This window comes from Limihaloglobus sulfuriphilus (assembly GCF_001999965.1).
Classification (GTDB): domain Bacteria; phylum Planctomycetota; class Phycisphaerae; order Sedimentisphaerales; family Sedimentisphaeraceae; genus Limihaloglobus; species Limihaloglobus sulfuriphilus.
The window spans coordinates 3,664,419-3,689,820 of sequence record NZ_CP019646.1; the positions used below are offsets into that span (position 1 = coordinate 3,664,419).

Below are 25,402 nucleotides of genomic sequence, written 5' to 3' on the forward strand. Positions count from 1 at the left end.
GCCGCACACGGTCCCGGACTTTAGCGGCTGTAAACTCAATGAAGTAAGCACTTTCGGGGCAGTTATGAGAAAATTCGTGAATTTTCTCTACAATGTTGCTGCTGCCGCCTGTATAATGCTGATAATAGTTAATTTCATTTAGAGAAATCTTGAATCCCATTTAAAGCGGTAATTTTATGGCATATGCAGAATTTGGAGATTTTGAACCAGAGTTCACCTCCTGCGAAAAATCAAAGATAGTGATCCTGCCGGTGGAGTATGACCACACAAGCACCTGGATTAAGGGTTCAGAAAAGGGCCCCTCGGCTCTGCTGGAGGCGTCTAAAAATCTTGAGTTTTATGACATCGAAACCGATTCGGAGGTTTACAAACGCGGCATATATACCGACCACCCTATACGCGGTTTTATCAGGCCCGAAGAGATGGTGCAGGCTGTTTACGACAGGGTTCGTGAGCATATGGCGGATGATAAGTTTTGTGTGTGCATCGGTGGAGAGCATTCGATAAGCATTGGTGCCATGATGGCTCACTGCGAGAAGCACCCGGAAGCGACGATTGTGCAGTTTGACGCTCATAGCGACCTGCGAGACGAGTATCACGGCTCTGAATACAACCACGCCTGTGTTATGGCACGCGGCCGCGAACTGGGGCCGGTTGTTCAGATTGGGATCCGCAGTATGGACGTAGAAGAAAAGGGCTCGGCAGATTTTGAATCTATTTTTCTTGCCAAAGACATCTACAACAATACCGCATGGATAGACAGGATGGTAAGTCTCCTTTCAGAAAATGTTTATGTAACTTTTGACCTTGACTGCCTCGATGTCGGGATTATGCCCTCAACCGGCACACCCGAGCCGGGCGGCATCGGCTGGTACACTGCTCTTGAGGCACTGAGAGCAATCGCACAAAACAGCAACATTGTCGGTATGGATATATCCGAGCTGTGCCCTAATCCAGTGAACAAGGCACCTGATTTTCTCGCGGCGAAACTGCTTTATAAGATGATAACTTACAAATTCGAGCTGTAACTTCTATCCATGTCAGAGAAGAGAGACAAGAATAAACCTGAACTGCTGGCACCGGCAGGCAATTTCGAGAAACTGAAGTGGGCGGTTGAGTATGGCGCTGACGCTGTGTATTTCGGCGGCAAATTCAGCCTTCGCAGCTTTGCGGGGGATTTTTCCGACGAGGTTGTCCAGGACTGTGTAAACTACCTCCACGCCAGAGGTAAAAAAGGCTACGTCACGCTTAACTGTTACCCGTTTTCTGACGAATACGATGAAATCCGCAAGACAGCCCGGAAGTATGACGAAATAGGCGTTGATGCGTTTATTGTCGCGGATCTGGGCGTTCTATTTGAGCTGAAAAAGCTCAACCTCAATGCCGCAATTCACATAAGCACACAGGCAAACACGCTGAGCCTCCAGACTGTGCGTGCGTATCAAGAGCTCGGCGCCGCCCGGGTAAACCTGGCAAGAGAGCTCTCGCTGGAGCAGATACAGTCGATACAGGCCGCTCTGGCGGGCAGCGGTATCGAGACCGAGGTCTTTGTGCACGGTGCTGTGTGTTTTTCATACTCGGGTAGATGCGCGATCAGTGATTATCTCACCGGCCGGCGCGCCAACCGCGGAGAATGTACACATCCGTGCAGGTGGAAATACAGCGTTGTAGAAGAAGAGCGGCCCGGCGAGTATCACCCTGTGTTTGAGGACGAGAGGGGGCTGTATCTTTTTAACTCAAAAGATCTTGCACTTTTTGAATATATACCGGAGCTTATGCGAGCCGGAGTTGATTCGTTCAAGGTCGAGGGGCGTATGAAGTCTATACACTATATAGGCTCTGTTGTCTCGCTCTACCGCCAGATTATAGACGGCAAAGCCCTGAGCAAAGAACGTATCGAAGAGCTGCTTGCCAGAGTGAAAAACCGCGGCTACAGCACGGGTTTTATAAAGGGCTCTGTTACGCCGGACGATTATCAGCTCGGGGACAACCATTCCGGCAGCTCAGCGACGTTTGTGGGTAATGTTCTCGGCGAAAACGAAATATACAACGGCAGCCGGCTTTTCCGTGTTCGCAACAAGGTTCATGCCGGCGAGGCACTCGAAGTTCTCAAACCGGACGGATCTGTTGAACAGATTCAACTGCCGCATCCGCTGTTTGACGATGCCGGCAGAGAGCTGGAATTTGCCAACAACGAGCAGAAAGTCGCCATAGGTGAGCAGCTGCCCGAATTTACGATTCTGCGAAGGTTAAACAAATAAAAAAGACGAAGCCCGTTTAAAGACCTCGTCTTGTGTATATCTAATTACTTAAATTGTTGGTAAACAGTCGTTTAAGCCTTTTCGATTTTAGCTGCGTTTTCTGAGCAGTCCCAGCATTCCCGCCGCCATAATCATCATTGTAGCCGGTTCAGGAACTACTGTCATTGTCAAATCAAAACCTGCTGAGTATGTTTGATTATTGCTGTAATTTTCGTCAAACGATCTGAAAAATACACGGTAATTACCGGCAGATAGTTCAACCGATTCATTTACAGGTAGATTGTTATGACTATCGGATAACAGGCTTGATGCATATATTTTCCAATTGTTGCCTGAATCATACACTATGATTTCTGTCGAGGCATGTAAGGTTGAACTCATTGTGCCGGTTATGCTAACTGTCGCGTCTTCGCTCAAAGTTATATTGAAATCAACTACACTATATGAACTTGCTGAGGAGCTTGCTGTGGTTGTTGTGCTTATTTGTCCCAGTGAGATAACCTGGTCATCGTTAAAAGAAACATCCAATGTAGAATCGGCTGATGTTAACTCATCCGCAGATGAAAGACTTAATGAGCTGTTGAATGGATCAAACCCCACAGCATCATCCCTGCCGTCTTGCCATAAACCGGCATTAGTTGATACGGACGTGTAAGATGCCTGCTGATTGTAAGTCATTAAGGCAGCCCCTGAAGTTAAAGTGCAGATTAAAGTGACTACAAATGCTGCGGCAATTGCTGATTTTCTCATTTTTCCCTCGGTTTTTAATTTCCCTGTTTAATAATAGCTGCAAGAGCTAAGTTGGAATGAAACGCAAACGATTCGCATCTCTATCCCATATTTCCCAAAAAATACGCCGTAAATTTACGAATATTCTCAAAAATGTCAACAGGAAAATGAAAAAAAAAGACGAAGCCCGTTTAATGACCTCGTCTTGTGTATATCTAATTACTTAAATTGTTGGTAAACAGGCGTTTAAGCCTTTTCGATTTTAGCTGCGTTTTCTGAGCAGTCCCAGCATTCCCGCTGCCATAATCATCATGGTAGCCGGTTCTGGAACTACTGTCATTGTCAAATCAAAACCCGCTGATTCTGTTCCGCCGTCTAAGTTTGTAGTGCTGCTGTAGATATCAACACGGTAAACGCCGGCAGGTAAAACTATCGATTCATTGACTGCTTTGTACACATCTGTCTGTCCCCAATCGCTCAAAGCAATGTCGTATGTTTCTGAATAATCGGCCTTTCGGATTTTCACTTGTGCAGAAGCATTAGCAGTTGAGTTGATTGAGCCGTCAAAGAATATTGTAGCACTCTGGCTGAGAGTCATTTCGAAGTTTATAGCACCGTCGGCGTTAGATGTTGTGGAGCTTGAGGCCGTTGATGTGGCCTCAATGTTAGCTGAAGCTGAAAGCAGGTCATCATTGAAGCTGCCGCCTACAGTGGAGCTTGCGTAGGTAAGGCCGTCTTGTGAGGAAACATTTGCGTAGCCGACAAACGGCACAAAACCAATAGCGTTATCCGAGTCAGAACCAGTTTCATCGCCCATTATGACCTGATAGGTCGTACTGGCATAAGAGCTTTGCGTGTTATAGGTCATGATTGCAGCGCCTGCACCTGAAACCAAAGTAAAAACACTAATTACAGTTAGAATCCCAAAAATCTTTCTCATAGCAATTTCTCCTTGCTTAAATACACTTTATTAACGCTGAAAATACGCTAACAAATAGCAAAATGTGGGGAAATAAGGGATGTTACCACTAGCATCTCTCTTTCTCTTTCCCGAAAACAATCTTTATGATACTACTTATAGAAAATAAACGGTGTTTTGTCAAGAACAAATTTAAAATAATATTCAAAGGTGTGCGACATTTTTCCGTGTGCCGGGCAGCTGCCGTCGCGGCAGATGTTTCAAATGGCGTTAAAAGTGTAAGACAGCGGGCTTTGTTAATTTTTAAAGTCTTTTTAGTAAAGATTTTATGTAAAATCAGCCCTGGGTTGAGAAAACAATTGCAAGAATAATGCGTATTTATTATCATATAACTACTTTAAGATTTTGAAATTATAACATTTTTCTGAAAGGTCGTATAAAATGGAAGAATCCAAAAAGCAGGTTTTCATGATAGCTATTGTCGTGGTATGTCTTGGATTTGCAGGGTTTATAATGTACAAGCAATTTGGAGGCGGCGGCGGTGACGGGCTCGCTGAGGCGCAGCACCTGGTATGCACATCGTGCGGAGCTACCTTTGAAATGAGTACAAAAGAGCTGCAACAGCAGATGGCTGACCAGCCGATGATGGACCCGATGATGATGTCTGTGCCCAAGTATGAGTGCAAAGAATGCGGCAAAAAGGAAGCAATAATAGGTATGCAATGTCCGCAATGCGAGCATGTTTTCATTCCTAACTATAACAATACCAAGGATTGGTATGACAGGTGCCCCAAATGCGGCTATAGTGAAGCCGAAGCCGCAATGAAAGAAGAATGATAAAAACCTGACAATAAACAATCATCAGCGGCATAGGATAAACAGCTTATGCCGCTTTTTTTCAATAAAACTTCACAATACCGGTTGACTCAACGGTAAAAATCCTTTTAATACGTTCAAACAAGACAATGGGTTATCATAGGGAAAGTGTATCCCTGCAGATGCCCATTTGCGGAAAATAATGTAAATACTGTTAAGACACGGAGATAGACGTGAATGATAACCTCTTTGTAGAAGGTCTTCAGTTAATGGCGGCGGGCATGATAGTAGTGTTCTGCTTTCTGGTGTTGATGGTGTTTGCCATGAACATCTCCGCGGCTGTTTTGAAAAGACTGGCCAAGTATTTCCCGGAAGAGCAGCCGGCACAATCTGGCGGCGGTGCTGACAATTCAATAATAGCTGCGGTCATTGCGGCAGCAAGAGCCCAGGCAAACAAATAGATTAGAAAGGTAAACCCTTATGGCTAAAAAAGATATCGATGTAATGATAACAGCTTTCCGTGACGGCTTCCAGTCCGTTTTCGGTGCTCGTGTATTCACAAAAGATTTCCTCCCGGCAGTCGAGGCAACCAAAGAAGCCGGCATTACTCACTTCGAGGCAGGCGGCGGGGCGCGTTTCCAGTCGCTTTTCTTCTACTGTAATGAAAACGCTTTTGATATGATGGACCAGTTCCGTCAGACAGCCGGGCCGGATGCAAACCTGCAAACACTTGCCCGCGGCATCAACGTCGTAGGTCTTGAGTCACAGTCCTCTGACGTGATTGATTTGCACGCGAAGATGTTCAAGAAGCACGGCATAACGACAATTCGAAACTTTGATGCCTTAAATGATGTCAACAACCTGGTTTACAGCGGTCAGTGCATAAAGAATCACGGTCTTCGCCATGAAATCAGTGTAACAATGATGGAGCTGCCCCCCGGATGTGAGGGTGCACACACAGCAGAGTTTTATATTGATATCCTCAAGCAGATACTCGCTGCGGATGTTGAATTTGATTCTGTATGCTTCAAAGACGCGTCGGGAACATCAGTTCCTAAAAAGGTTTATGAGACTATTACTGCAGCGAAAAAGATTCTCCCTTCAGAGGTTCAGCTGCGTTTCCATACTCATGAAACTGCCGGCTGCGGCGTTACCTGCTACAAGGCGGCACTTGAGGGCGGCGCTGACGGTGTGGATTTGTCGATGGCTCCATGCTCCGGCGGCACGGCTCAGACCGATATCGCAACAATGTGGCACGCACTACGCGGCACAGATTTTGATCTGGGAATTGATATTGACAAACTTCTCAAGGCAGAAGAAGTATTCAAGGACTGCATGAAAGAATACTTCATTCCGCCGGAGGCGAAGATGGTAGAGCCGATGATACCCTGGTCACCAATGCCCGGCGGCGCTCTTACGGCAAATACCCAGATGATGCGTGATAACAACCTAATGGATAAATACCCCGACTGCATCAGGGCGATGAGCGAAGTAGTCCGCAGGGGCGGTTTCGGCACATCAGTTACGCCGGTATCGCAGTTCTATTTCCAGCAGGCGTTTAACAATGTAATGTTCGGCAAATGGGAAAAGATCGCCGACGGCTACGGCAAGATGGTTCTGGGCTACTTCGGCAAGACACCGATCGAGCCGGATCCTGAGATCGTCAAGATCGCCTCCGAGCAGCTTGGCCTTGAGCCGACGACTAAAGACCCGCGTCAGATAAACGACGAAGACCCGACTAAGGGTGTAGAAGTAGCTAAGAAGCTGCTTAAAGATAACGGTATTACAGACCTCAGCGAAGAGAACATCTTCATCGCGGCAACCTGCAAAGACAAAGGTATTCAGTTCCTTAAGGGTGAGGCCAAGGTTGGTGTTCGTAAAAATGCAGCTGAGAAAAAGGCCTCCACAGGCTCTTCTGATGCAAACTGCTTCAATGTAAAAATCGATAACAAGAACTACAAGGTAACCCTCAAAGGCTCACAGGCCGTAGTAAACGGCAAGACCTACAACTATGAGGCTTCAGAGTGCGATTATGAAGACAACGGCAAGGGCTCAAACGCTACCGGCCAGACAGATACAGTCAAAGCCAAACTGCCCGGCTCCGTTATCAAGATTCTCGTCAGCGAAGGCGATTCGGTTGAAAGCGGCCAGACAATCATGATCCTTGAGGCGATGAAGATGGAAACCGAGGTCAAGGCTATGGTCTCGGGAACTATCGAGCAAATCCCCGTAAAGGTCGGTGACCAGGTTACCGCGGATCAGGTTCTTGTAGAGATCAATTTATAAGTTAGGTGGTATTTCCGTGAATATAAATACATTATCAAACATCTGTACTTTCCGGGCAATGCTTGTTTTAGTGCTGCTGACGGGTTTTTCCGCGACACTGTTCGCGGCAGAGGCTCCGGAAACCGCGGATATGAAAATTATGACGGGCCAGGCAGATGAGGTTGAAGGGCTTAGCAGCGATCAACAGTCATCGTTTGGCGGAAAATTGAAAGAGCTCTGGAAACAGACCGGCCTTTACAGGTTCGTAAACCCGCAAACCCAGCAGGAAAAAGAAAGAGACTACCTCATTGCCAAAGAGCGTGAGACAGAGCTGATGGAGACTGAGCCGCAGAAAGGTTTTCTGCCTGTGGGGCTAAGTCAGGTTATAATGATTCTTGTTGGTCTTGTTCTGCTGTTTCTGGCGATCCGAAAAGGCTTTGAGCCGCTGCTGCTGGTTCCGATAGGTTTCGGCTGTATTCTGGCAAATATTCCAATGGCGGGTATTGCTGAGCCGGGGCTTCCGGGCAACCCTGACGGATTCCTGTATATCATATACGATATGGGTGTAAAGACGGGGCTTTTCCCGCTGCTGATATTCATGGGTGTTGGTGCGATGACTGATTTCGGTCCGCTGATTGCCAACCCCAAAACCGCGCTTCTCGGTGCCGCGGCCCAGTTCGGCATCTTCGCGACACTGCTGGGGGCACTTGCTGTAACCCCGCTTGGCTTCTCTATTCAGGATGCTGCCGCGATCGGCATAATCGGAGGTGCGGACGGCCCGACGGCCATTTTCCTGGCGGGCAGGCTTGCGCCGGATCTGCTTGGAGCTATCGCCGTGGCGGCCTACTCATATATGGCGCTTGTGCCGGTGATTCAGCCGCCGATCATGAGACTTCTCACAAGCAAAGAAGAACGCATGATCGAGATGAAACAGCTCAGGCACGTCAGCAAGGTTGAGAAGATTGTATTCCCGCTGGTTGTTCTCGGTCTTTGCGCGTTTTTGCTTCCGTCGGCGTGTCCGCTGATTGGTGCATTGATGTTCGGCAACCTCTGTAAAGAGTGCGGCGTAGTCAACAGACTCTCCGAAACCATGCAGAATTCATTGATAAATATTGTTACCATTATGCTCGGGCTTGCAGTAGGTTCAAAACTTGCTTATGACAAGTTCCTTAACTGGCAGACTGTAGGAATCCTGCTGCTTGGTATTATCGCTTTCGGTATAGGAACTGCAACCGGTATCCTGCTTGCGAAACTGATGAACAAGCTGAGCAAGGAGCAGATCAATCCGTTAATCGGTTCTGCCGGCGTCTCAGCCGTGCCGATGGCAGCCAGAGTTGCCAATAAGGTCGGTCTTGAGTCTAACCCGAATAACTTCCTGCTGATGCACGCAATGGGCCCCAACGTGGCGGGCGTGATTGGTTCTGCGGTTGCCGCGGGTGTTCTGCTTGCACTGTGCGGATAATAAACACAGTTTTAGAGAGCAGGTTTAGATGAAAACACTGCTGATTAAATACAACACCACGAGGGTCGGCCCAAAACCGGCCCTTGTGTTTTTTTATAAATGCCAACTAAAGCCGCCAATTAGAGGCTTTTAATCCCGGGCAAATAATATATAATATTTCTTTTTAAGATATTATTTTGTTAAGGCTGTAAAATATGCAGGAAGAACCCAAAGGTTATGAAAAAGATAAGGCTTCTGAATCCGAAGATTCTCAGATTGCCGCTCAAGATAGCCCCGAGAGCCGGAATGAGCAGATAGAAGACCTGAATATACCTGCCCGGGAGGTTGATTCTGACGAGAACGAAGTTTTGGCGGACAATGAAGCCCAAACCGATTCTTCTGATGACTGCCGGATAGAATCAGAGCTCTCAATTGCTGATCAGGGCAGTGAGGATTCTCTGGACGGGGCCCCGGCCGAGGATTCAGACGAAAATCAGCAGGAAGGCCCCGCCTCCGAGGTGCGTCCCTGGAGTCACGGGCTTGATGAAGATTTTGGCGAGAATGACTATCCCCGCCCGGAAATAGCATCTGTAGTAGAGGCGATTCTCTTCGCTTCTGATGAGCCTGTAACACTGCAAAAGCTGATGAGTGTTGCTGATATAAGTATCGCCAATGATGTAAGAGCCGCTGTTGAGATGCTCAACGAGAGGTATGAAAACTGCAACAGCGCGTTCAGGATAGAAAAAATCGCAGGGGGCTACCAGATGCTCACGCATCCGGTATATAAGCACTGGCTGCTGAAACTGGTGAACGTACGCAGTGAAACAAAACTCACCCAGGCGGCACTCGAAACGCTGGCGATAGTGGCCTATAAACAGCCGATAATCAGGGCTGATGTTGAGGCGATTCGCGGCGTATCTTCCGGGGAGATGATACGCAGCCTGATGACAAAGGGTCTTGTCAAGATTACCGGCAGGGCAGAGGTTGTAGGGCGGCCAATGCTGTATGGGACTACCAAAAAATTCCTCGAGGTCTTCGGGCTTAGTTCCATCAAAGATCTGCCCAAGGTTGAAGACCTAAAAAATCCCGGCACATAATTCTCAGATCACAGAAGCTGTTGTTAGACCTCCAGGTGTGTGATGCTTTTTATTGTGTGTGGCGGCAAGTGACTGCTAAGCATAGCTTTATAACGCCGGTACCGGCAAACATAACCCTCTGTTAGATTTCAAAAGGCTTAATCCAATCCTCGCGGCCGCGGCGGTGGAAACAGCCGTAAGCGGTTATTTGTGCGTTGGGATTGTTTACGATAACCGGCTTGTCGGCGTAGTAGTTTGACATGCGGCAGCCGAACATCGATACCGTAAGCGGCTTATCGCCGTTTACCAGAAGGTACTCATTGCTAAGAGGCAATTTTGTGCCGCGATAATCCACGCTTGGGGTAGATAGTGCCGCGTTGCTGCCGGAGAATGATTCAACGGCGCTCAGAGCGGTGTGGCCTTCGCCGTCGATTATAATCGGGTGGTTATCCTGTACCGTCTTGCCGGCGTTGGCGATTATCGAGCCCTGGGCGATCTGCCAGTTGCGGTTGAACTGGCTGTCGCCGGTTTTGTGTATGCCGACGGCGACGCAGTCGAGATTGAAGTTGGTAAGCTGGCCGTAGGTGGCGGGTCCGAGCCGTATGCCGCCCCATGTGCCGAATGTGAAGATGTCCATCAGCTGGGCATTGTCTGTGTGGTCTATCGAATAGGCGTATGTGCCGCGTTTGATGACGCTGTCAACTACCGCCCGGCTGTACTGGCCGTCGATGAACCGGCGAATGGCGGGGTTGACGTGGCAGTGCAGAAGACGCGGAATATCGTAGCAGTAGTCTATCTCGATGAATCTGCCGCTGAGAGGATAGCCGAAACAATGCTCAAACCGCATCAGCTCGGTAACGTTTTCTCTGTCGGCCGTGAAGTCGAAGCTCTGGTATTCGCCGAAGAATGTCAGATCCTGCATCGTAACGCCCTGAACGGGTTTGGACTTATCGCTGGAGATTGTCGGCGGGTATTCTATTATTTTTGACGGGTCAAGCAGTGTCTGCCGTGGGTACCAGAATTGTATGCCGGCAATCTGCGTGGCGGTCTCGACGGTTATAAACGGCTTTTGTGCGTCTTCGATCCTGAGTACACTGCCGAGGGGCTGAGGTTTTGACGGATGTTGCGTGCCGCGGGGAACTGTCGTGCTGAGTCCGACAAGCGAGGCATTCATTCGAAGCTGTACGCCCGATTCAACAGTGCAGGGCTCGTCAGTGGGTTCGATAAGCACTGTGCCGCCAATCTCGGCCGACCAGTCGATAGCCGACTGCAGCGCAGTTTTGTTCCGGGCCGGCGTGTTGGAGCTCTTGAGCCCGAAATCGCCTGCCGGCCTTAGGCCTGCGATGCCGCCGCGAGACTCCGGGGGAGCTGCTTTGCAAACCGCCGCGCCGGCCGCTGCCGCCGCCGATGCCGTTATGAGGTTTCTTCTGAGAATACTTGTGCCGGCGTTAAACATAACTCACCATACTTTCTGCATTATTGGAAAATTCAAAAACCAGACTAAGTTTAATCATTTAACAAAAAATATCAAATTAACCTTGATTTTTTGTCCCTGCCCGCTAAATTACGTATCTCCCGGGCGGTTAGCTCAGTTGGCTAGAGCGTCTGGTCGACATCCAGAAGGTCGTTGGTTCAAGTCCAATACCGCCCACTCGCAGCCCCTTGTTACTAAAGCAGTTGCAAGGGGTTTTGCTTTTGTAGGTTACTGCAATTTCCGGCACTTAGGCTCACTGTACATCGCCGTCCTGAGCATCTTGTTTCTGATCGTTTCTATTTAATTCTGCTCCATCCTTCGCGGTGTTAGGATAGCGTTTTACCTCATCTGTTTTAATATAGAAGATATGTAACAACAACAACTTACAAAATAAAATTAAAAAAGGGTGTCTGACCCCTTTTTAGTTTTTTGCCATTGCTAATTCTTAATCTTATATTAACACGTCTCTCGCTCTCGCCGTCAATGTCAATTATCGCCACCGATTCATCTATCCTGGTGCCGTGAATGCACTTGCGGACAAGAGGGAAGTCCGTAACCTGACGGCAGGGGACAGGGCGTAGAAAAAAATATTGTTGAATAATAAAACTTGTAATAACAGGTGATTATATTATAATTGTGTTTTGATGAGGCAAAAACAGGTCTATATACAGCCTGAATCGGCGAATTTCATTTTTTAGTCAATTTGTTTTTGCGTAAAGTTTTATGTTTATTTTAAGGTAATATATGCCGTTTAAATCTTTAGGTCTTTCAGACCCGCTTGTACGGGGAATCCTGGCTACAGGTTACTCCGCCCCCACCAAAATACAATCCGAAGCAATTCCCGCCGCACTTGAAGGCCGCGATTTGATTGCATGTGCACAGACCGGAACCGGCAAAACCGCGGCGTTTGTACTGCCGATACTTCACCGTCTGGAATTAATGGACCCGCCTGCAAAACACCGCAACCCAAAGGCACTTATACTCACCCCGACACGTGAGCTGGCCCTGCAGATTGAGGGCTGCATACAGGATTACGGCCGTTATCTGGATATCCGTGCACTTACCGTTTACGGCGGTTCCAAGATGGGCAGCCAGCTTCAGGCACTGAAGCGGGGGATAGATATACTTGTTGCTACGCCTGGCAGGCTGCTTGACCATATGGACCGCAAGAGTGTCAGTCTCTCAGATGTAGAGGTGCTTGTGCTTGATGAGGCGGACCGTATGTTTGATATGGGTTTTATAAAAGACGTCCAGAAAATAGTCCGCAGCGTTCCAAAGAGCCGCCAGACTCTTCTTTTTTCCGCTACGATATCTGATGATATTGACCGGCTCGCCGGCGGAATCCAGAAGGATCCGCTGACCATAGTTGTCGGCAAGAAAAGAAACCCCATCGAGACGATCAACCAGAGGGTGTATTTTGTCCGTAAGCAGCTTAAACCTGTGCTTTTAAAGCATATGCTCAACACAGAAAAGATGGAAACAGTTCTTATCTTCTCGCGTACCAAGCATGGCGCAGACCGAATAACACGCAACCTGCAGCGAGAGGGCTTTAACACCATCGCGATACACTCCAACCGCACACAATCCCAGCGGCTCAAAGCGCTGGAGGGTTTCAAAGCGGGCAGGTACCAGATTATGGTAGCCACTGACATCGCGGCACGCGGTATTGATGTCGAGGGCATCAGCCATGTGATAAACTATGACGTGCCAAAACACCCCGAGGATTATGTCCACCGAATCGGTCGTACCGGCAGGGCAGAGGCAACCGGCGACGCGATAACGCTTGTTACAGAAGAGGAAGGTCCCGAGCTTAGCCGAATTGAAAAATATACTGACAAATATCTTGAGCCAATGCTCTATCCGGATTTTGATAATGAACAGGCCGCTCCGCCGAGATTGCCGCGAGGGCCCAGAAGTGACTCCAGGCAGGGCGGACAGCGTTCACGCGGCAAGGGCGGCTCCGGCCGGCGAAGAGATTCCCGCGGAGACAGCCGGTCTGCAAAAAGCGAATCAAGCCAATCCGGCGACAAGAAGAAAAACTCCCGCCGGCGGAAACCAAAATCAGCCTCCAATTCTCAGGGAGGCGGTAAACAGGACAGCTCAAACCAGAATCAGAACAAAAAACGCCGCAGAAAACCCCGTAAAGATTCACAAAAAAGTGATTGAGCCTGAAACTGCGAGTGAGATAAACACTAAAACAGCAAGAGTTTAGCCCGAATTTCTCAATTATCGGGTTAAATTGGATTTTTTGACAGCGTCCGGGCGGTTTACATGCCGCCAGGGGTGCTGTTTTTTTTTGCCGCCGATAATGTGTGTGTAACATTTTATTGTAATGTTAAATATTATTTTGAAGTGGTTTATGATGATTTTAATCTATGTTTATCGGCAAAGCAATCGTAGAGCTTCCAACGACAATATTATCCCGCAAAAAGTGCTACACGCATAACAATAATTGAGGAATTCAGGTTTAACCATAGAAATGATAACTTGCTTCTTGTTTCGTAAATTGGCTACAATTAACCGCAAAATGGCGTTGTTTAATTGTGCTTTTCGGATAATTTAAGTGAATGCCGGTATTATAATATCTCAACATTTATTTAGCTGAAAGTCATGTGGTGAAGTTAGAATATATAGAATTAGACGCATGTAATATCAGGTGCGGCGATGTTGAACAAAAGAGCTTTTAAACCTATATGGAAAAAGGAACAACTGACTATGAAAAAAATATTATTTACTCTTGCTATACAGATTTTAACGTTTGCCGTTTTTGGTGCCGATAAGTTAGAAAACCAAGTCTATTCAATACGAACGGTTGATAAAGATACAGTTCTGATCACGCACAAAGAGGGTGGTGAATGGACATTCGATCTTTCATTCTGCGTTCTCTACTCAGATGTTAACCCTAAGTTAGGCCTGCGTAAAGGTTGGACCGATCCTGTAAGTTATAATACGACTACCTGGGAAAATAAAGCCCTGGAACAATCATCAGAAGTAGTTGATACCGGCAAGAGTAATATTTCAGTTGGAGACGGATTTGATCCCCGTATTCTGGAGGCATCCAACAGCAATCGAACCGCCAATCTGTTCAATGCATCGCCGCGGATCTATATAAATGCAAAAAGTGTACAGGCCTCACAAAAGGGATTCAAGTACACGTTTGCAGATCATCCTGCTTTTGAGCTTAGCGTGATCATGGCCTTGCCTGCGGGGCAAGAGCCGCCGGTTATCCGATACACTTTTACGCCGAAAAAAGGTGGATATTATTCTGTCGGTTATGTGGGTGCGCCTCAGTATGAAATGGACGAACTTGATGAAATATTTCAGTCCATGCTCTGGCAGGAAAAGCGTTTTCCAAATACAAGTATTATGACCCTGGCTTATAGATGCACTGTCCCCTCGACGTTCATCACCAAAGATGGTGTAACATTAGGCGTAGTTGCTGATCCGGAAGATTTCCCTTTTGAAGAATTGCCTCTAATGGATAATTCCCGGTTTGGTGTGGCAGTTCACAACAAGGAACATCTGGCTCAGCCGATGCTGTTTGCACCGGTACTCGGCGGTAAAGATTCCAAGATGGATTCTGGAGAGCGTTTTACATTCACGATGCGGCCGGTGATCGTAAAGGGTGATTCGACGGTCGCTTTTGAGCATATTGCCCGCAGCATGTACGGATTCAGGGACTATCGAACAAATGCGATATGCTCACTCAACCAGACACTTGAAAACATGGTTGATTACGGCATGAGTCACTGGAGCCGTTTTCTGGAAGATCAAAAGGGATGCAGTTATGATACTGATGCGCCGGGAACTGTTAAAAATGTGTCATCGCTTAATCCGCTGGAACTGGCAATCATTACGGACAATGAAGATATTTTCAATCGCCGCGCCTATCCTTACATAGAATATATGCTTTCACGAAAAAAATTCCTTTTTACAGTAGATGAAAAGCAGAAAATCCAAAGCCCCTCTTACACACTGGAAGGACCTTGTGCCCCGATATCAGAGCTGACTTCGCTTCATACCATTTTTGAACGCGGCACACCGGCGTTCCTGAAACTGGCGGAAAAGGAATTCAACTCATCGCGAGTTCGTAATCTCGATGACGCCGAAACCGGAAGGAGCTGGGATAATGCGTTGTTTATGTATCTGGCCGGCGGTGATAAGCAATATTTAGATTTGGCTGTTAAAGGTGCCGATAACTATATCCAACGCCGGATTGATAGCCCGCAAACAGATTTCAAAGATCCCGATTCGCCAAGTCCGTTTTTCTGGACGGCATTTGTGCCGAATTTTATAGATTTGCTCGAACTGTATGAAGTAACAGGTGAGAGAAAATATCTGAATGCGGCTCACAAAGGAGCCCGCCAATTTACACAATTTACATGGATGTGTCCGGCTATTCCCGACAAGGATATTCTTGTTAACGAAGGCGGAAAGGCACCTTTGTACTGGTATTTAAAAAGCAAGGGTCACAAGCAGATGTCTATTCCGGAAGAAACAGTTCCCGCATGGCGGCTCTCTTCAATGGGTTTGACACCTGAATCTTCCGTAACCTGTTCCGGGCACAGGGCCATTTTTATGGCCAATTACGCACCCTGGCTGATACGGATCGGCTATTATGCAGATGATCCCTATTTGAGTGAGATCGGTCGGTCGGCGATTTTGGGCAGATACTGCAACTTCCCCGGCTACCATATGAATACTGCCCGAACAACGGCATACGAGAAGGCGGACTATCCGCTTAGAGAGCATAAAGAATTGAGTGTTAATTCTTTCCATTACAATCATATCTGGCCGATGATGTCCATGCTGGTTGATTACCTGGTAACCGAGGCGATGGTACGTTCTGACGGGGCGATTCGGTTCCCGTCCAAGTTCATCGAAGGATACGCTTATCTGCAGAACAAGTTTTACGGAACTCAACCCGGCAGCTTCTATAACAATGACGATGCGATCCTCTGGATGCCCAAGGGTTTGCTCAAGATTGACAATGTCGAAGTTAATTATATCGCAGCCCGCGGGGAAAACCGACTGTATCTTGCGTTTATGAATGAGTCATTCGAACCCGTGACGGCACAGGTGTCGCTTAATAATGAGTTAATCCCGCAGGGAAGCTACAAAATACATACCCGCAAGGGCAGCGAGAAAACACAACGCGGCGAAATGACTGGAAATAACCTCTCGATAGAGATTGCTCCTAAGGGCATTACCGCAATCACTGTTGAAGGTGTGGATATTGCTTCACGTTTTCAGTATAAGGTTATGGGAGCGACCGAAGAGAAGGCCTGGAGCAAAGGCTTTGCCGAGTTCGAAGACCCTGCGGGCCGTGCGATGGTTCTTAACCTTGGTAAGGTTGCCAAGACCGTTTATGTTCATCTCAAAGACAGCAAAAAGGATTTCACCCGCGTCGAGCTGGTTTACGAGCTGGGAGACGGCCGGCAGCAGATCGTTGATGAGGCATTCCCGTGGGAATTTACTGTGCCGATCAATGCTGACGCAGAACGGTTTTCATTCAAGATCGTCGGAACCGGCAATGACGGTAAAGAAACGGCGTCAGAAACAGTCGAATTGTTCAAATAGGAAATTCAGACGTGGCCTCGGAAATGACAGCGCGAGAACGATTATTTGCTTGTTTAGAGGGCAAGGCTACTGATCGTGTGCCGGTATGGCTGCTGTTTCCGTATCATCCCAGCCACTACTATGTTGATGTCAGGAATTATCCTGATTATAAGCCGATATTTGACGCTTCAAAGAAATATGCTCTCATGCTCAATCGCCGAAACCTGGGGATACCATCGGATGCCCGGCTTCTAAGTGTACGAAAAAACTCAATACCGCTGTTTACCCCTGAAGTCAGCTACAGAAGCGAGGTTTTTGAGCAGGACGGTGCTAAAATCCTTAGAGAGCATATTGTGTACAGGGGCAGATCTATCTTTGAGGAACAGCATATGTGCGAATCGGGAAGCCGGATCAAAAAACCGATAAATTCAGATTCTGATCTGGAGTTTTTCTGTTCACTGCCGGTTGAGACCGATGAAAGGCGAATTCGCCGCGAACTTGAAACCCGCCTGCCGGAGTATCAGAAAGAAAAGCAGGAGTTTCCAAAGAAATATGGTTCAATGATGCTTGATCTTGGCGAGCCGATTATTCCACTTTATGCCGGGGCCAATCTGGAGGAGTATTCTTTGTGGTCAATAACACAAAAAGAGCTTGTAAAAGATTTTCTCGACAGAAACATGCAGCGCCTTAGGATTATCTATAAGTGGAGCCTGGAAAATGATTTGGCTGATATTTATTTTTTAGTTGGGACTGAGCTGGCGTCTCCGCCTTTAGTCAGCCGCGAAACGTTCAGGAATTGGATCGTTGATTATGATAAAGAGCTGATTGATATGATACACAGTTATGGCAAAAAGGTAATTCAGCATTATCACGGGCAGATACGAGAGGTTTTAAGTGAGTTTTCGTATATGGGAGCCGATGCGATACATACAATTGAAGCTCCTCCAATTGGCAATTGCACATTAACGCAGGCCTACAAAGAGCTTGGTGATAATGTTACACTTATTGGCAACATTCAATATGATGATTTTCGGTCATTTTCAAAAAATCAGATGGCCGCCGCGATAAATTCCGTACTTGATGAATGCAGAGGCAGACGCTTCATCTTATCGCCGACAGCGGGGCCGTTTCTCGAGCCCCTGCCCCGGCAGATGATCGAAAATTACATTACCTTTATGGAAACCGCATGGAACTATCCGCGGCAGCAGTAAAGAGACGTTCACTGCTTTTTGAATAACTGCCAGTCGGCGTTGTATGTCCTTGCTGTTTTCATGATCTCTGACATTTTTGCGACAATATCCGGATGATTATCTGCTATGTTATTCTCTTCGCCAAGGTCTGCTTCGAGGTCGTAGAGCTCTATAGGGGAATCAGGATTCTTATTTACGTCAAGCCGGATTGCTTTCCATCTTCCCATACACACAGCCTGTTTTCCGCCGCGTTCATGGAATTCCCAGTACAGGTATTTATGCCGGGGCTGCTGTTTGCTGCCGAGCAGGGTGGGCAGGAATGATATGCCGTCAGTGTCCCCGGGTGTGTCGATATCAGCAATCTGGCAGAGGGTCGGCATGACATCCCAGAATGCTGAGATATGGTCTGTCAGTGAGCCGGGTTTTATTGTCCCGGGAAGGCGTGCGATCATTGGCACGCGGATACCGCCTTCGTAGAGGTCGCGTTTGTATCCCCTGAGCGGTCCGTTGCTGTCAAAGAAAACAGGGTCGTGTCCTCCTGACTGGTGCGGGCCGTTGTCACTGGTAAAAATTATGAGCGTGTTATGATCAATGTCAAGCTCTTTGAGCAATGCGAGTATTTCACCTGCACCATTGTCGAGGTGCTCTACCATTGCCGCGAAAGCCGCTACCGGGTTTTGCACCTCAGGGCCGCGGTATCTGCCAATTTTATCCTCGAATTGCGGAAACTTTTTTCGGTATTTGTCATGCAGGCCTTTGGGAGCGTGCATTGCGGCATGGGGTATTGTTACCGGTATATAACAGAAAAAAGGAGTACTGCTGCCGGATCGAATGAAATTCTTTGCAGCCTCCATTATAAGATCGTGCGAGTATGTTTTGCCGTCAAGCTCTATCTTGTCACGGTTGTGCCAGAGGTGATCCGGGTAGAAAGTATGGGATTGCCTCTGGCAGTTATAGCCGTAAAATTCATCGAAATGTTCAGCAGGGTCGCTTGCCGAACCCGGGGCGCCAAGCCCCCATTTGCCGAACATGCCGGTTCTGTAACCGGCAGTCTTGAGAAGCCTGGGAATTGTAACCGTATCTGCCGGCATAGGGGACTGCCCCTCGGGCTCGATCTCCTTGTTTCCCCGGACAACCGTGTGCCCTGTGTGCAGGCCGGTCATGAGGCTGCACCGTGACGGTGCGCATACTGTGCTGCCCGAGTAGTGCCGGGTGAACTTCATCCCTTCTGCAGCAAGGCGGTCAATATTCGGTGTTTCAAACTTGCTTTGCCCGTAACAGCTCAGATCGCCCCAGCCCAGGTCATCGGCAAGGATATAGATGATATTAGGTCTTTTGGCTGCCTTCTTCATCGGAGATACGCATGAGTTAAGTAATAAAGCGGTTGAAGCGATTCCGATACTTTTGAGGAAATTACGTCTGTTCATGGTATAGGTCCTACTTGAGTTTATAGTTATGTCCGGGCTGAATGTCAAATGAAATCGCACCTGTTAGAGCATCCACTTCAAATGGGATGATGCTGCCCGCTGCTGAATCAATAACAGTTATCTTATTATCCAGGGCTTTTAACTCAATAATGCTTTGAGAAACGCCGTCAGGGTAATTAAATGTAAACTCTGTCTGCTCCCTTGCTATTGGATATATCTTCACCTTTAACGGAGATTCGTCTGATTCTCTAAGAATTACTATCCCTCTGCCGCCAACGAAACAGGGGGTTTTCTCGAGGGGCATTTTGAAGTCACTCAGCGTAACAGGGCCGACAAATTTTTCTCCGCTGTCATAATCGAACCAGACCCCTTCGGGTAAATAGAGATCAAGCTTACATGATTTATAATTCTTAACCAGAGGGGCAGCCAAGACAGATTCACCAACCATCCATTGATAATGTTCCAGCTTCGAGGTCTCTTTGTCTTCAGGGTATGCAATGCTCAGGGGCGTTAATGTGTATGGATAACCCGTGTCATAGGATTTTATGGCAGCATCATACATGTATGGGGCAAGGGCATAATGGAAGTTCACCATCTTCTTAAACGTATTCTTTTGCTCAGCAGTCCACGTATCCGGCGGGATTTTCCCCATTGCCAACCCCGCGGTAACTGACATCAGCCAACCATGCCGGATAGAACTCTCGGCATTATCAATATTGCCGAAACCAATTGTGTCTGAATAAACATTAGGTGCTCCGCACGCGGCATATTGCATGTAGTTTAGAGGGCAGCGCCGCTGCATAGACTTTGCTCCATAGGTGTCGTTGATACGGAGTAATGTTCCCGGTGAGCTGTAACTTCCACAACGTGCCATAACCAGTCCGCCTTGTTCGGCAATCAAAGCACTCGGCCCGTTGAAAATATCAAAATATGTGCCCATATTCATCATGGTGTCTTCTTTTATGCCGTCAACACGCCATTTGTCGTATTGTTCAATAAACCATTCTGCAGCATCAGGTTTTCGTCCATCTATCATGTAGCAGTCTGTTTGAGGGTAATTACGTGATGCTATCTTTATCACTTCCCCCTCAGGAGACTTTAGGAAATAATCATTGTCCAGGGCGTACTGCGACAAGGGATTGCCTTTGAATTCACGAGGTTTCTCTCTTCCGTCCGGCTTAACGTTTGAAGGATACGGCCCGCCGGGGGGCAGCATATTGCTTCTAAAGCCGATCAGCCATTTCAAATTGTTTTCCTTTAACCAAACTCTGAAATATTCATGGTTCTGAAATTGTTTTCCAAATTTCCCAAAGCTGGTAGTGGTTCCTCCCTCTTCCCAGAATCCAGAGCCGGTTACCAGCCAGCGAATTGGATAACCCTCTTTCAGTAATTCCTCTACCGCATCTTCAACGGCATCGATGCTCGTATTGTATTTCAAGGCATCCCAGGTCTCCCAGCCTAATTCAAATAACCTGAATTTAGGTTTAATATTTGCGTAACCATATTGCTTACGCAGAGAGAGATAGTTTTTGTATATCGTGTGCATATCACCCAAAAAATAGTAGAAGGAAACAGCCCCCTGTGTCTTTATTGCCATACTGTACTGGTCTTTTGACAATGTAACATATTTCTCTCCCTCGTCGAAAAAGACTCCGGCAAGGTTGTTTTCAGGGAAAACGGCAAAAGTGCTGATCCATCTGTTACTTCCGCCGTTATTGAGAAAACTGTATGTCTTGGCCTGATCTTCAACGAGATTAAACGATGAAGGGCCGTAACCGCCGGCATCTCCCAATCCGTGAGCCACGGGCATTCCGCCTGTAGAGATCGAAACATCATTTATGCCGGTGTTTTCCGGAATAACCTTAAAGCACACCACTCCATCATTGATTGTTACATATACCTCGGCCTTTTGACCGTCCTTAGTGCAGACATCGAATCCTCCGGCTGATGAATCTTTTTTGTTTACTTCTATAACCGGCTGCCTGTTAATCTGCAGACCATTTACAGAATGAGGCGGTGCGGTTATATTTTCTTGCCCGTCTGTAAAGCAGAATTTAAAACCGTCCGAGTTGATCTTAACATGGCAGTTACCATTTCTTACAGTATGAACGGCCTGATCGTCAGGGATAAACTCGGCGACGTAACCGTCATTTGGATCAAGCGGAATATCAATCGTACTATTAGATGTAATGTCGGAAAACTCCTGACGCTTAAAAACCTGACGTATGAAGACTCCTGCCTGAATTAAAGGTTTCCCGCTGGATATAACAATAGCTTTATACTTAACACCGTCTTCAAGGAAGGACAGGGAGATATCTTTAAGCTCCTGTTTTTGTTCTTTACCGTTAATCGCTGCTAAGAACCACTTAGTGTTTCTTTTTCTGGCAAACATAGCCAGCACGCCTATCTTACTTTGGTCCAGGACGATAGTCTCATCCCAGACTGCCGGAATATCCATTAATACGTCAAGAGCTCTTTTGGCATTATTGTCGTGTAAAAGGATGTCGGGATTCTCAGAGATGACCTGCATAGGTGATGTGAAAAGTATTGCGGTTGCAAGCTGATGTGCCCAGGTCGTAGGGCCGGCAAGGTGATAGCCCAGCGGGGTGTAATCGGCGTGCCCCACGGCAAAACGGGTAAACGGCAGGGCGGCGTTATGAGATGCTGTGACGGGGCCTTCCCCCATTCTGTTCAGCTCAAGCCCTCGGATTCCTTCCCGTGTTATCTCGTTAGGATATGTTCTGGATTCGCCCGTTGACTTGTGGCATCCGTGGAAGTTTACCATAAGTTTTCTTTGTGCCGCAATTGTCAATGCGGCTATTTCAAAATCGATAGTCTTTTTTGATTCTGAATTCATAAAATCAATCTTTACGCCCGCGGCCCCCGCCTTTTTAAGGTTATCCATAAAATCCCGCATGTCTTTCCAGTTATCTTCGGGGTTATCGAGCATGTTTGAATTAGCCCAGAAAAAAACTCCCACCGATTTTTCGCGGGCGTAAGCACATATTTTTTCAGCATTTTCCCAGTTGTTTTCCCAGGATATCCACCCATCGTCAACAATTGTATATTCAAATCCAAGCTCAGCGGCATAATCAACGAAATCCATTTCTTCTTCGGGGGTGCCTGTTCCAAGGGTGATCCAGCGCCAGACGCTTCTGCCGGGCTTGATATAACTCGTGTCGCTGAAAAGTTTTGGGTCGGGATCCGGGTTGAGATTGCTGATGAGATCGCTATTTACAAGTCCGTTGAGCTCTTTTACAATCACAGCCGCTCTCCAGGGGCTGGTAATAGTTCCATCAACTCTAAAGCCCGCAGAACCTTCGGTAAAGTTGGCCTGAACAATCCTCCCGGGCAGCGACTTTAACCTCATGCCGCTATAATTATAAAGAGCGGCCTCTGAAATGAGCATATAACCTTTATTGTCCGGTAGTTCCACGACCAGCGGCGGTCCCTGTATTGGGCCCTTGGGTGAGACCTTGTGGAGGTTTTCAGCATTTGTCTTTAGCCAGTAACCTGCATAACTTTTGAGTTTATAAAAATTTGGCCTTTCGAAATACCATACCTTGCTATCCGGGGTAATCTTCCAGCTCGAGGTTTCACCCTTTACTGTTCTGCTGCCATTTCCATTGATAATATACCGGTATGCAAAGCCGTCGTTAAAGGCCCTTGCCTGCAGCTTATAAGTTGTAAGTCCTTTTTTTAACGTTATTTCTTGCTGATTGTGGTGGTCCCGGGCGAATGAATGCACACCTCGGGTGCTATATGTATTGTCAGATGTACTGCTTTTAACTGAATCGACAGCAAACCCGCTTCCATAATCGATATCGTCAACTGTTATTCCCAAATCGGATTTTTCTATTACAGTCTGGCCTTCAAATTGTACCTGGCAGCTTAATCGGCCCGATTGGTCAACAAATACCTCTGCTTTAATGCTGCCATCAGGGCTTGATATATAGACACTCTGCTCAGCTGCGGCAAACTTAAAACAAACCAGTGAGACCAGAATACAGATTTTTTTTATCATCGTGGTAACCTTAGAATAAAGTAAGTAATTTTATGAGAAAAATCAAACTATCGCTGGAAAAACAATTTTGACAATAATAGCATAATTTAAAATAACATAAACGCCAATTAGCGTTAAAATGTAGCCTGTTTGCGAAGCCTTGCAGTGTTTATGAAATCTGATTTTTAAAGATGTTCCGGGCTGACATATCTGGTAAGTATATGTTCAATAGTCTTTTATGGTGTAGGAAACTGGTGCCCATGTCAGTTGCCGCGTCCTGTTTTGCCCATGCTGAAATCTTTAGGTTAAAGACGCTGTCTGGTATTAGAAAATGCTTATTTAGACCACAGCAATTTCTGTAGTTGACTTCAAACGTTCGTAAACTGGCGATATGTTAGCGTAATTTGGCGTTTGTTGGGTGGGGCTTTCTGTTAATATATCGAATTATTATATTATGGCGATTTAATGGAGATTCTAATATGACAGGTATGGATTATACTGTTTTACTGGCCTATATCGTTGGCGTGTTTGCGATTGGCGGTTTTTTTGGCAGTAAGGTTAAGAGTTCTAAGGACATGTTCGCTGCGGGCGGGCAGTCGCCCTGGTGGGTTTCCGGGCTGAGCGGGTTTATGACCATGTTTTCTGCCGGCACCTTTGTCGTATGGGGCGGAATCGCTTATAAATATGGAATCGTAGCTATTTCAATTAACATGTGTTACGGTGTCGCCGGTTTACTGGTTGGCTTCTTTGTAGCGGGTAGATGGCGAACCATGGGGGTTAAAACGCCTGCCCAATACATTCAGCTCAGGTTTGGCAAAAAAGCGATCAATTTCTATACCTGGACTATGCTTGTTTACCGCATGGTGGGCGTGGCAGTAGCTTTGTATTCTCTGGCAGTACTTTTGACTGCACTTATGCCGCTGTCTGAGGGTAACTTTATGAGAGACAGCGATACAGGTAATTTATCGCTTAACTGGGCAATAGTGCTGTTTGGTGCGTTTATGGTATTCTATACCATGGCAGGCGGGTTGTGGTCAGTATTGATGGCTGATGTATTGCAATTTATCGTTCTCAACCTTGCGGTTATATTTGTCGTGCCGTTGTGTTTTATGGACATGGGTGGTGTATCCGGTTTTGTGGAGAGTGTTCCCAACTCATTCTTTTCACCTACCAACAATGAATTTACCTGGTTCTTCCTTGCAGGCTGGTGTGCGATACATTTCTTTATGGTTGGAGCAGAATGGGCGTTTGTGCAGAGATTTATTTGTGTGCCGACTCCCAGGGATTCGCAAAAGGCAGCATGGATGTTTGGCATACTATATGTAATAAGCCCGTGGCTCTGGATGCTGCCGCCAATGCTGTATAAAGGCATGAATGCAGATGCTAACCCTGAAGAGGCATACATCCTTGCCTGTCAGACAGTGCTGCCCGAAGGTATGCTTGGAATGGTTCTTGCCGCCATGGTATCAGCTACCGCGAGTATGGTGAGTGCCCAGTTGAACGTTTTTGCCGGCGTGCTGACCAGCGATTTCTACTGCCGGATATTCAAGCCCGACGCCGTCGAAAGACAGCTTGTAAATGTTGGGCGTATTATGACGATACTGCTTGGAGCCGCTCTTGTGACAATTGCAATACTGATTCCGTATCTCGGCGGTGCTGAGAAGGTTATCTTGAGTATTACCAGTCTGATAGTCGGGCCTCTTCTTGCACCTTCAATATGGGGGCTTTTCAGTAAAAAGATCAATACCTCAGCGGTCTGGTTTACAGGTGGTATCTGTTTTACTCTTGGGGCCTTGTACAGATTTGGATTCTCTCAGAACGGCTGGTTTACCGGTATCGAAGGATTTGATTCAGTGATTCAATTCTGTCAGGCTAACAACAGGAATATCGAGGTTTTTCTCGGAGTGCTGCTGCCGGTTCTTATTCTTACTTATTTTGAATTGACCGTTACCACAAAGAGCAGAGGTTATGAAAATGTTGCTGCGAAAATCAAGGAAGAGATTATTGTAAAGGTACCTGTAGTCAGTGAGCTGCCGGCGTTAGTGGTGGCCTGCTGTGTTGGCTTTTTTGGTTTAATCATGACTATCCTGGCTATTGTAAACCCCGATCAGTGGAAGATTATATCGATTTTCGCTGGTGTTCTTTATTTGATAATGATTGTTTCCTGGCATTCATATTTCAGCAGAAAGAAAGCATTGGCAAAACTTGAACTGGCAGGCAGCGATATTTAGGTATATAATTA

General features: G+C 47.0%; 16 protein-coding genes and 1 tRNA gene. 12 read left to right on the forward strand and 5 right to left on the reverse strand.

Going from position 1 to position 25,402, the window contains the following annotated elements; translation table 11 throughout:
* Positions 1–176: 176 nt before the first annotated feature.
* On the forward strand, positions 177–1,028 hold the full coding sequence (gene speB / locus SMSP2_RS14040; protein WP_146684655.1) for an agmatinase: 852 nt from the start codon (positions 177–179) through the stop codon (positions 1,026–1,028).
* 9 nt (positions 1,029–1,037) lie between these two features.
* On the forward strand, positions 1,038–2,261 hold the full coding sequence (locus tag SMSP2_RS14045; RefSeq protein WP_146684656.1) for a peptidase U32 family protein: 1,224 nt from the start codon (positions 1,038–1,040) through the stop codon (positions 2,259–2,261).
* A gap of 87 nt (positions 2,262–2,348) precedes the next feature.
* Here SMSP2_RS14045 and SMSP2_RS14050 read toward each other — a convergent pair whose 3' ends face one another.
* Together SMSP2_RS14050 and SMSP2_RS14055 are read right to left on the reverse strand one after the other, a co-directional pair.
* Positions 2,349–2,939: a PEP-CTERM sorting domain-containing protein gene (locus SMSP2_RS14050; protein WP_186804756.1), complete on the reverse strand. Its 591-nt coding sequence runs from the start codon at positions 2,937–2,939 to the stop codon at positions 2,349–2,351.
* Positions 2,940–3,252: 313 nt separating this feature from the next.
* Complete coding sequence (locus SMSP2_RS14055; RefSeq protein WP_146684658.1) at positions 3,253–3,930, reverse strand: PEP-CTERM sorting domain-containing protein; 678 nt, start codon at positions 3,928–3,930, stop codon at positions 3,253–3,255.
* Positions 3,931–4,350: 420 nt separating this feature from the next.
* Between SMSP2_RS14055 and SMSP2_RS14060 the strand changes: the two genes are divergently transcribed.
* The 5 genes from SMSP2_RS14060 (at position 4,351) to scpB (ending at position 9,528) form a co-directional block, all read left to right on the forward strand.
* Positions 4,351–4,746 carry a hypothetical protein gene (locus SMSP2_RS14060; protein ID WP_146684659.1) on the forward strand — a complete coding sequence of 132 codons (396 nt, stop codon included), beginning with the start codon at positions 4,351–4,353 and terminating at the stop codon, positions 4,744–4,746.
* 212 nt (positions 4,747–4,958) lie between these two features.
* On the forward strand, positions 4,959–5,186 hold the full coding sequence (locus SMSP2_RS14065) for an OadG family transporter subunit (protein ID WP_146684660.1): 228 nt from the start codon (positions 4,959–4,961) through the stop codon (positions 5,184–5,186).
* 19 nt (positions 5,187–5,205) lie between these two features.
* Positions 5,206–7,011, forward strand: a complete 1,806-nt coding sequence (locus tag SMSP2_RS14070; protein WP_146684661.1) for a biotin/lipoyl-containing protein — start codon at positions 5,206–5,208, stop codon at positions 7,009–7,011.
* A 313-nt stretch (positions 7,012–7,324) separates the two neighbouring features.
* Positions 7,325–8,452: a sodium ion-translocating decarboxylase subunit beta gene (locus SMSP2_RS14075; protein ID WP_418287784.1), complete on the forward strand. Its 1,128-nt coding sequence runs from the start codon at positions 7,325–7,327 to the stop codon at positions 8,450–8,452.
* Positions 8,453–8,646: 194 nt separating this feature from the next.
* Positions 8,647–9,528 (forward strand): SMC-Scp complex subunit ScpB, encoded by an 882-nt coding sequence (gene scpB, locus SMSP2_RS14080; protein WP_146684662.1) that lies wholly within the window; start codon positions 8,647–8,649, stop codon positions 9,526–9,528.
* 121 nt (positions 9,529–9,649) lie between these two features.
* Here scpB and SMSP2_RS14085 read toward each other — a convergent pair whose 3' ends face one another.
* Positions 9,650–10,963, reverse strand: coding sequence for a hypothetical protein (locus SMSP2_RS14085; protein ID WP_146684663.1), 1,314 nt, complete (start codon positions 10,961–10,963; stop codon positions 9,650–9,652).
* A gap of 121 nt (positions 10,964–11,084) precedes the next feature.
* Here SMSP2_RS14085 and SMSP2_RS14090 point away from each other — a divergent pair.
* The 4 genes from SMSP2_RS14090 (at position 11,085) to SMSP2_RS14105 (ending at position 17,751) form a co-directional block, all read left to right on the forward strand.
* A tRNA-Val gene (locus tag SMSP2_RS14090) sits at positions 11,085–11,158 on the forward strand.
* Positions 11,159–11,725: 567 nt separating this feature from the next.
* The gene (locus SMSP2_RS14095; RefSeq protein WP_146684664.1) at positions 11,726–13,147 is read left to right on the forward strand and encodes a DEAD/DEAH box helicase; all 1,422 of its coding nucleotides are present in this window, start codon (positions 11,726–11,728) and stop codon (positions 13,145–13,147) included.
* A gap of 549 nt (positions 13,148–13,696) precedes the next feature.
* On the forward strand, positions 13,697–16,561 hold the full coding sequence (locus SMSP2_RS14100; RefSeq protein ID WP_146684665.1) for a glycoside hydrolase family protein: 2,865 nt from the start codon (positions 13,697–13,699) through the stop codon (positions 16,559–16,561).
* A gap of 23 nt (positions 16,562–16,584) precedes the next feature.
* Entirely contained in the window at positions 16,585–17,751 is a 1,167-nt protein-coding gene (locus tag SMSP2_RS14105) for a uroporphyrinogen decarboxylase family protein (RefSeq protein WP_146684666.1), read from the forward strand.
* An 8-nt stretch (positions 17,752–17,759) separates the two neighbouring features.
* Here the strand turns inward: SMSP2_RS14105 and SMSP2_RS14110 are convergent, their stop codons facing one another.
* Complete coding sequence (locus SMSP2_RS14110; protein ID WP_146684667.1) at positions 17,760–19,157, reverse strand: arylsulfatase; 1,398 nt, start codon at positions 19,155–19,157, stop codon at positions 17,760–17,762.
* Between the two features lie 10 nt (positions 19,158–19,167).
* Positions 19,168–23,181 (reverse strand): glycoside hydrolase family 97 N-terminal domain-containing protein, encoded by a 4,014-nt coding sequence (locus SMSP2_RS14115; RefSeq protein WP_146684668.1) that lies wholly within the window; start codon positions 23,179–23,181, stop codon positions 19,168–19,170.
* 458 nt (positions 23,182–23,639) lie between these two features.
* On the opposite strand from SMSP2_RS14115, the gene SMSP2_RS14120 reads away from it, so the two are divergent.
* Positions 23,640–25,391 carry a sodium:solute symporter family transporter gene (locus SMSP2_RS14120; protein ID WP_146684669.1) on the forward strand — a complete coding sequence of 584 codons (1,752 nt, stop codon included), beginning with the start codon at positions 23,640–23,642 and terminating at the stop codon, positions 25,389–25,391.
* Positions 25,392–25,402 lie beyond the last annotated feature (11 nt).

What these genes read in the sequence shown, in the direction of transcription:
- speB (WP_146684655.1), top strand. Translation starts at nt 177, where the DNA reads ATGGCATATGCAGAATTTGGAGATTTTGAACCAGAGTTCACCTCCTGC.
- SMSP2_RS14045 (WP_146684656.1), top strand. Translation starts at nt 1,038, where the DNA reads ATGTCAGAGAAGAGAGACAAGAATAAACCTGAACTGCTGGCACCGGCA.
- SMSP2_RS14050 (WP_186804756.1), bottom strand. Translation starts at nt 2,939, where the DNA reads ATGACTTACAATCAGCAGGCATCTTACACGTCCGTATCAACTAATGCC.
- SMSP2_RS14055 (WP_146684658.1), bottom strand. Translation starts at nt 3,930, where the DNA reads ATGAGAAAGATTTTTGGGATTCTAACTGTAATTAGTGTTTTTACTTTG.
- SMSP2_RS14060 (WP_146684659.1), top strand. Translation starts at nt 4,351, where the DNA reads ATGGAAGAATCCAAAAAGCAGGTTTTCATGATAGCTATTGTCGTGGTA.
- SMSP2_RS14070 (WP_146684661.1), top strand. Translation starts at nt 5,206, where the DNA reads ATGGCTAAAAAAGATATCGATGTAATGATAACAGCTTTCCGTGACGGC.
- SMSP2_RS14075 (WP_418287784.1), top strand. Translation starts at nt 7,325, where the DNA reads ATGGAGACTGAGCCGCAGAAAGGTTTTCTGCCTGTGGGGCTAAGTCAG.
- scpB (WP_146684662.1), top strand. Translation starts at nt 8,647, where the DNA reads ATGCAGGAAGAACCCAAAGGTTATGAAAAAGATAAGGCTTCTGAATCC.
- SMSP2_RS14085 (WP_146684663.1), bottom strand. Translation starts at nt 10,963, where the DNA reads ATGTTTAACGCCGGCACAAGTATTCTCAGAAGAAACCTCATAACGGCA.
- SMSP2_RS14095 (WP_146684664.1), top strand. Translation starts at nt 11,726, where the DNA reads ATGCCGTTTAAATCTTTAGGTCTTTCAGACCCGCTTGTACGGGGAATC.
- SMSP2_RS14100 (WP_146684665.1), top strand. Translation starts at nt 13,697, where the DNA reads ATGAAAAAAATATTATTTACTCTTGCTATACAGATTTTAACGTTTGCC.
- SMSP2_RS14105 (WP_146684666.1), top strand. Translation starts at nt 16,585, where the DNA reads ATGACAGCGCGAGAACGATTATTTGCTTGTTTAGAGGGCAAGGCTACT.
- SMSP2_RS14110 (WP_146684667.1), bottom strand. Translation starts at nt 19,157, where the DNA reads ATGAACAGACGTAATTTCCTCAAAAGTATCGGAATCGCTTCAACCGCT.
- SMSP2_RS14115 (WP_146684668.1), bottom strand. Translation starts at nt 23,181, where the DNA reads ATGATAAAAAAAATCTGTATTCTGGTCTCACTGGTTTGTTTTAAGTTT.
- SMSP2_RS14120 (WP_146684669.1), top strand. Translation starts at nt 23,640, where the DNA reads ATGACAGGTATGGATTATACTGTTTTACTGGCCTATATCGTTGGCGTG.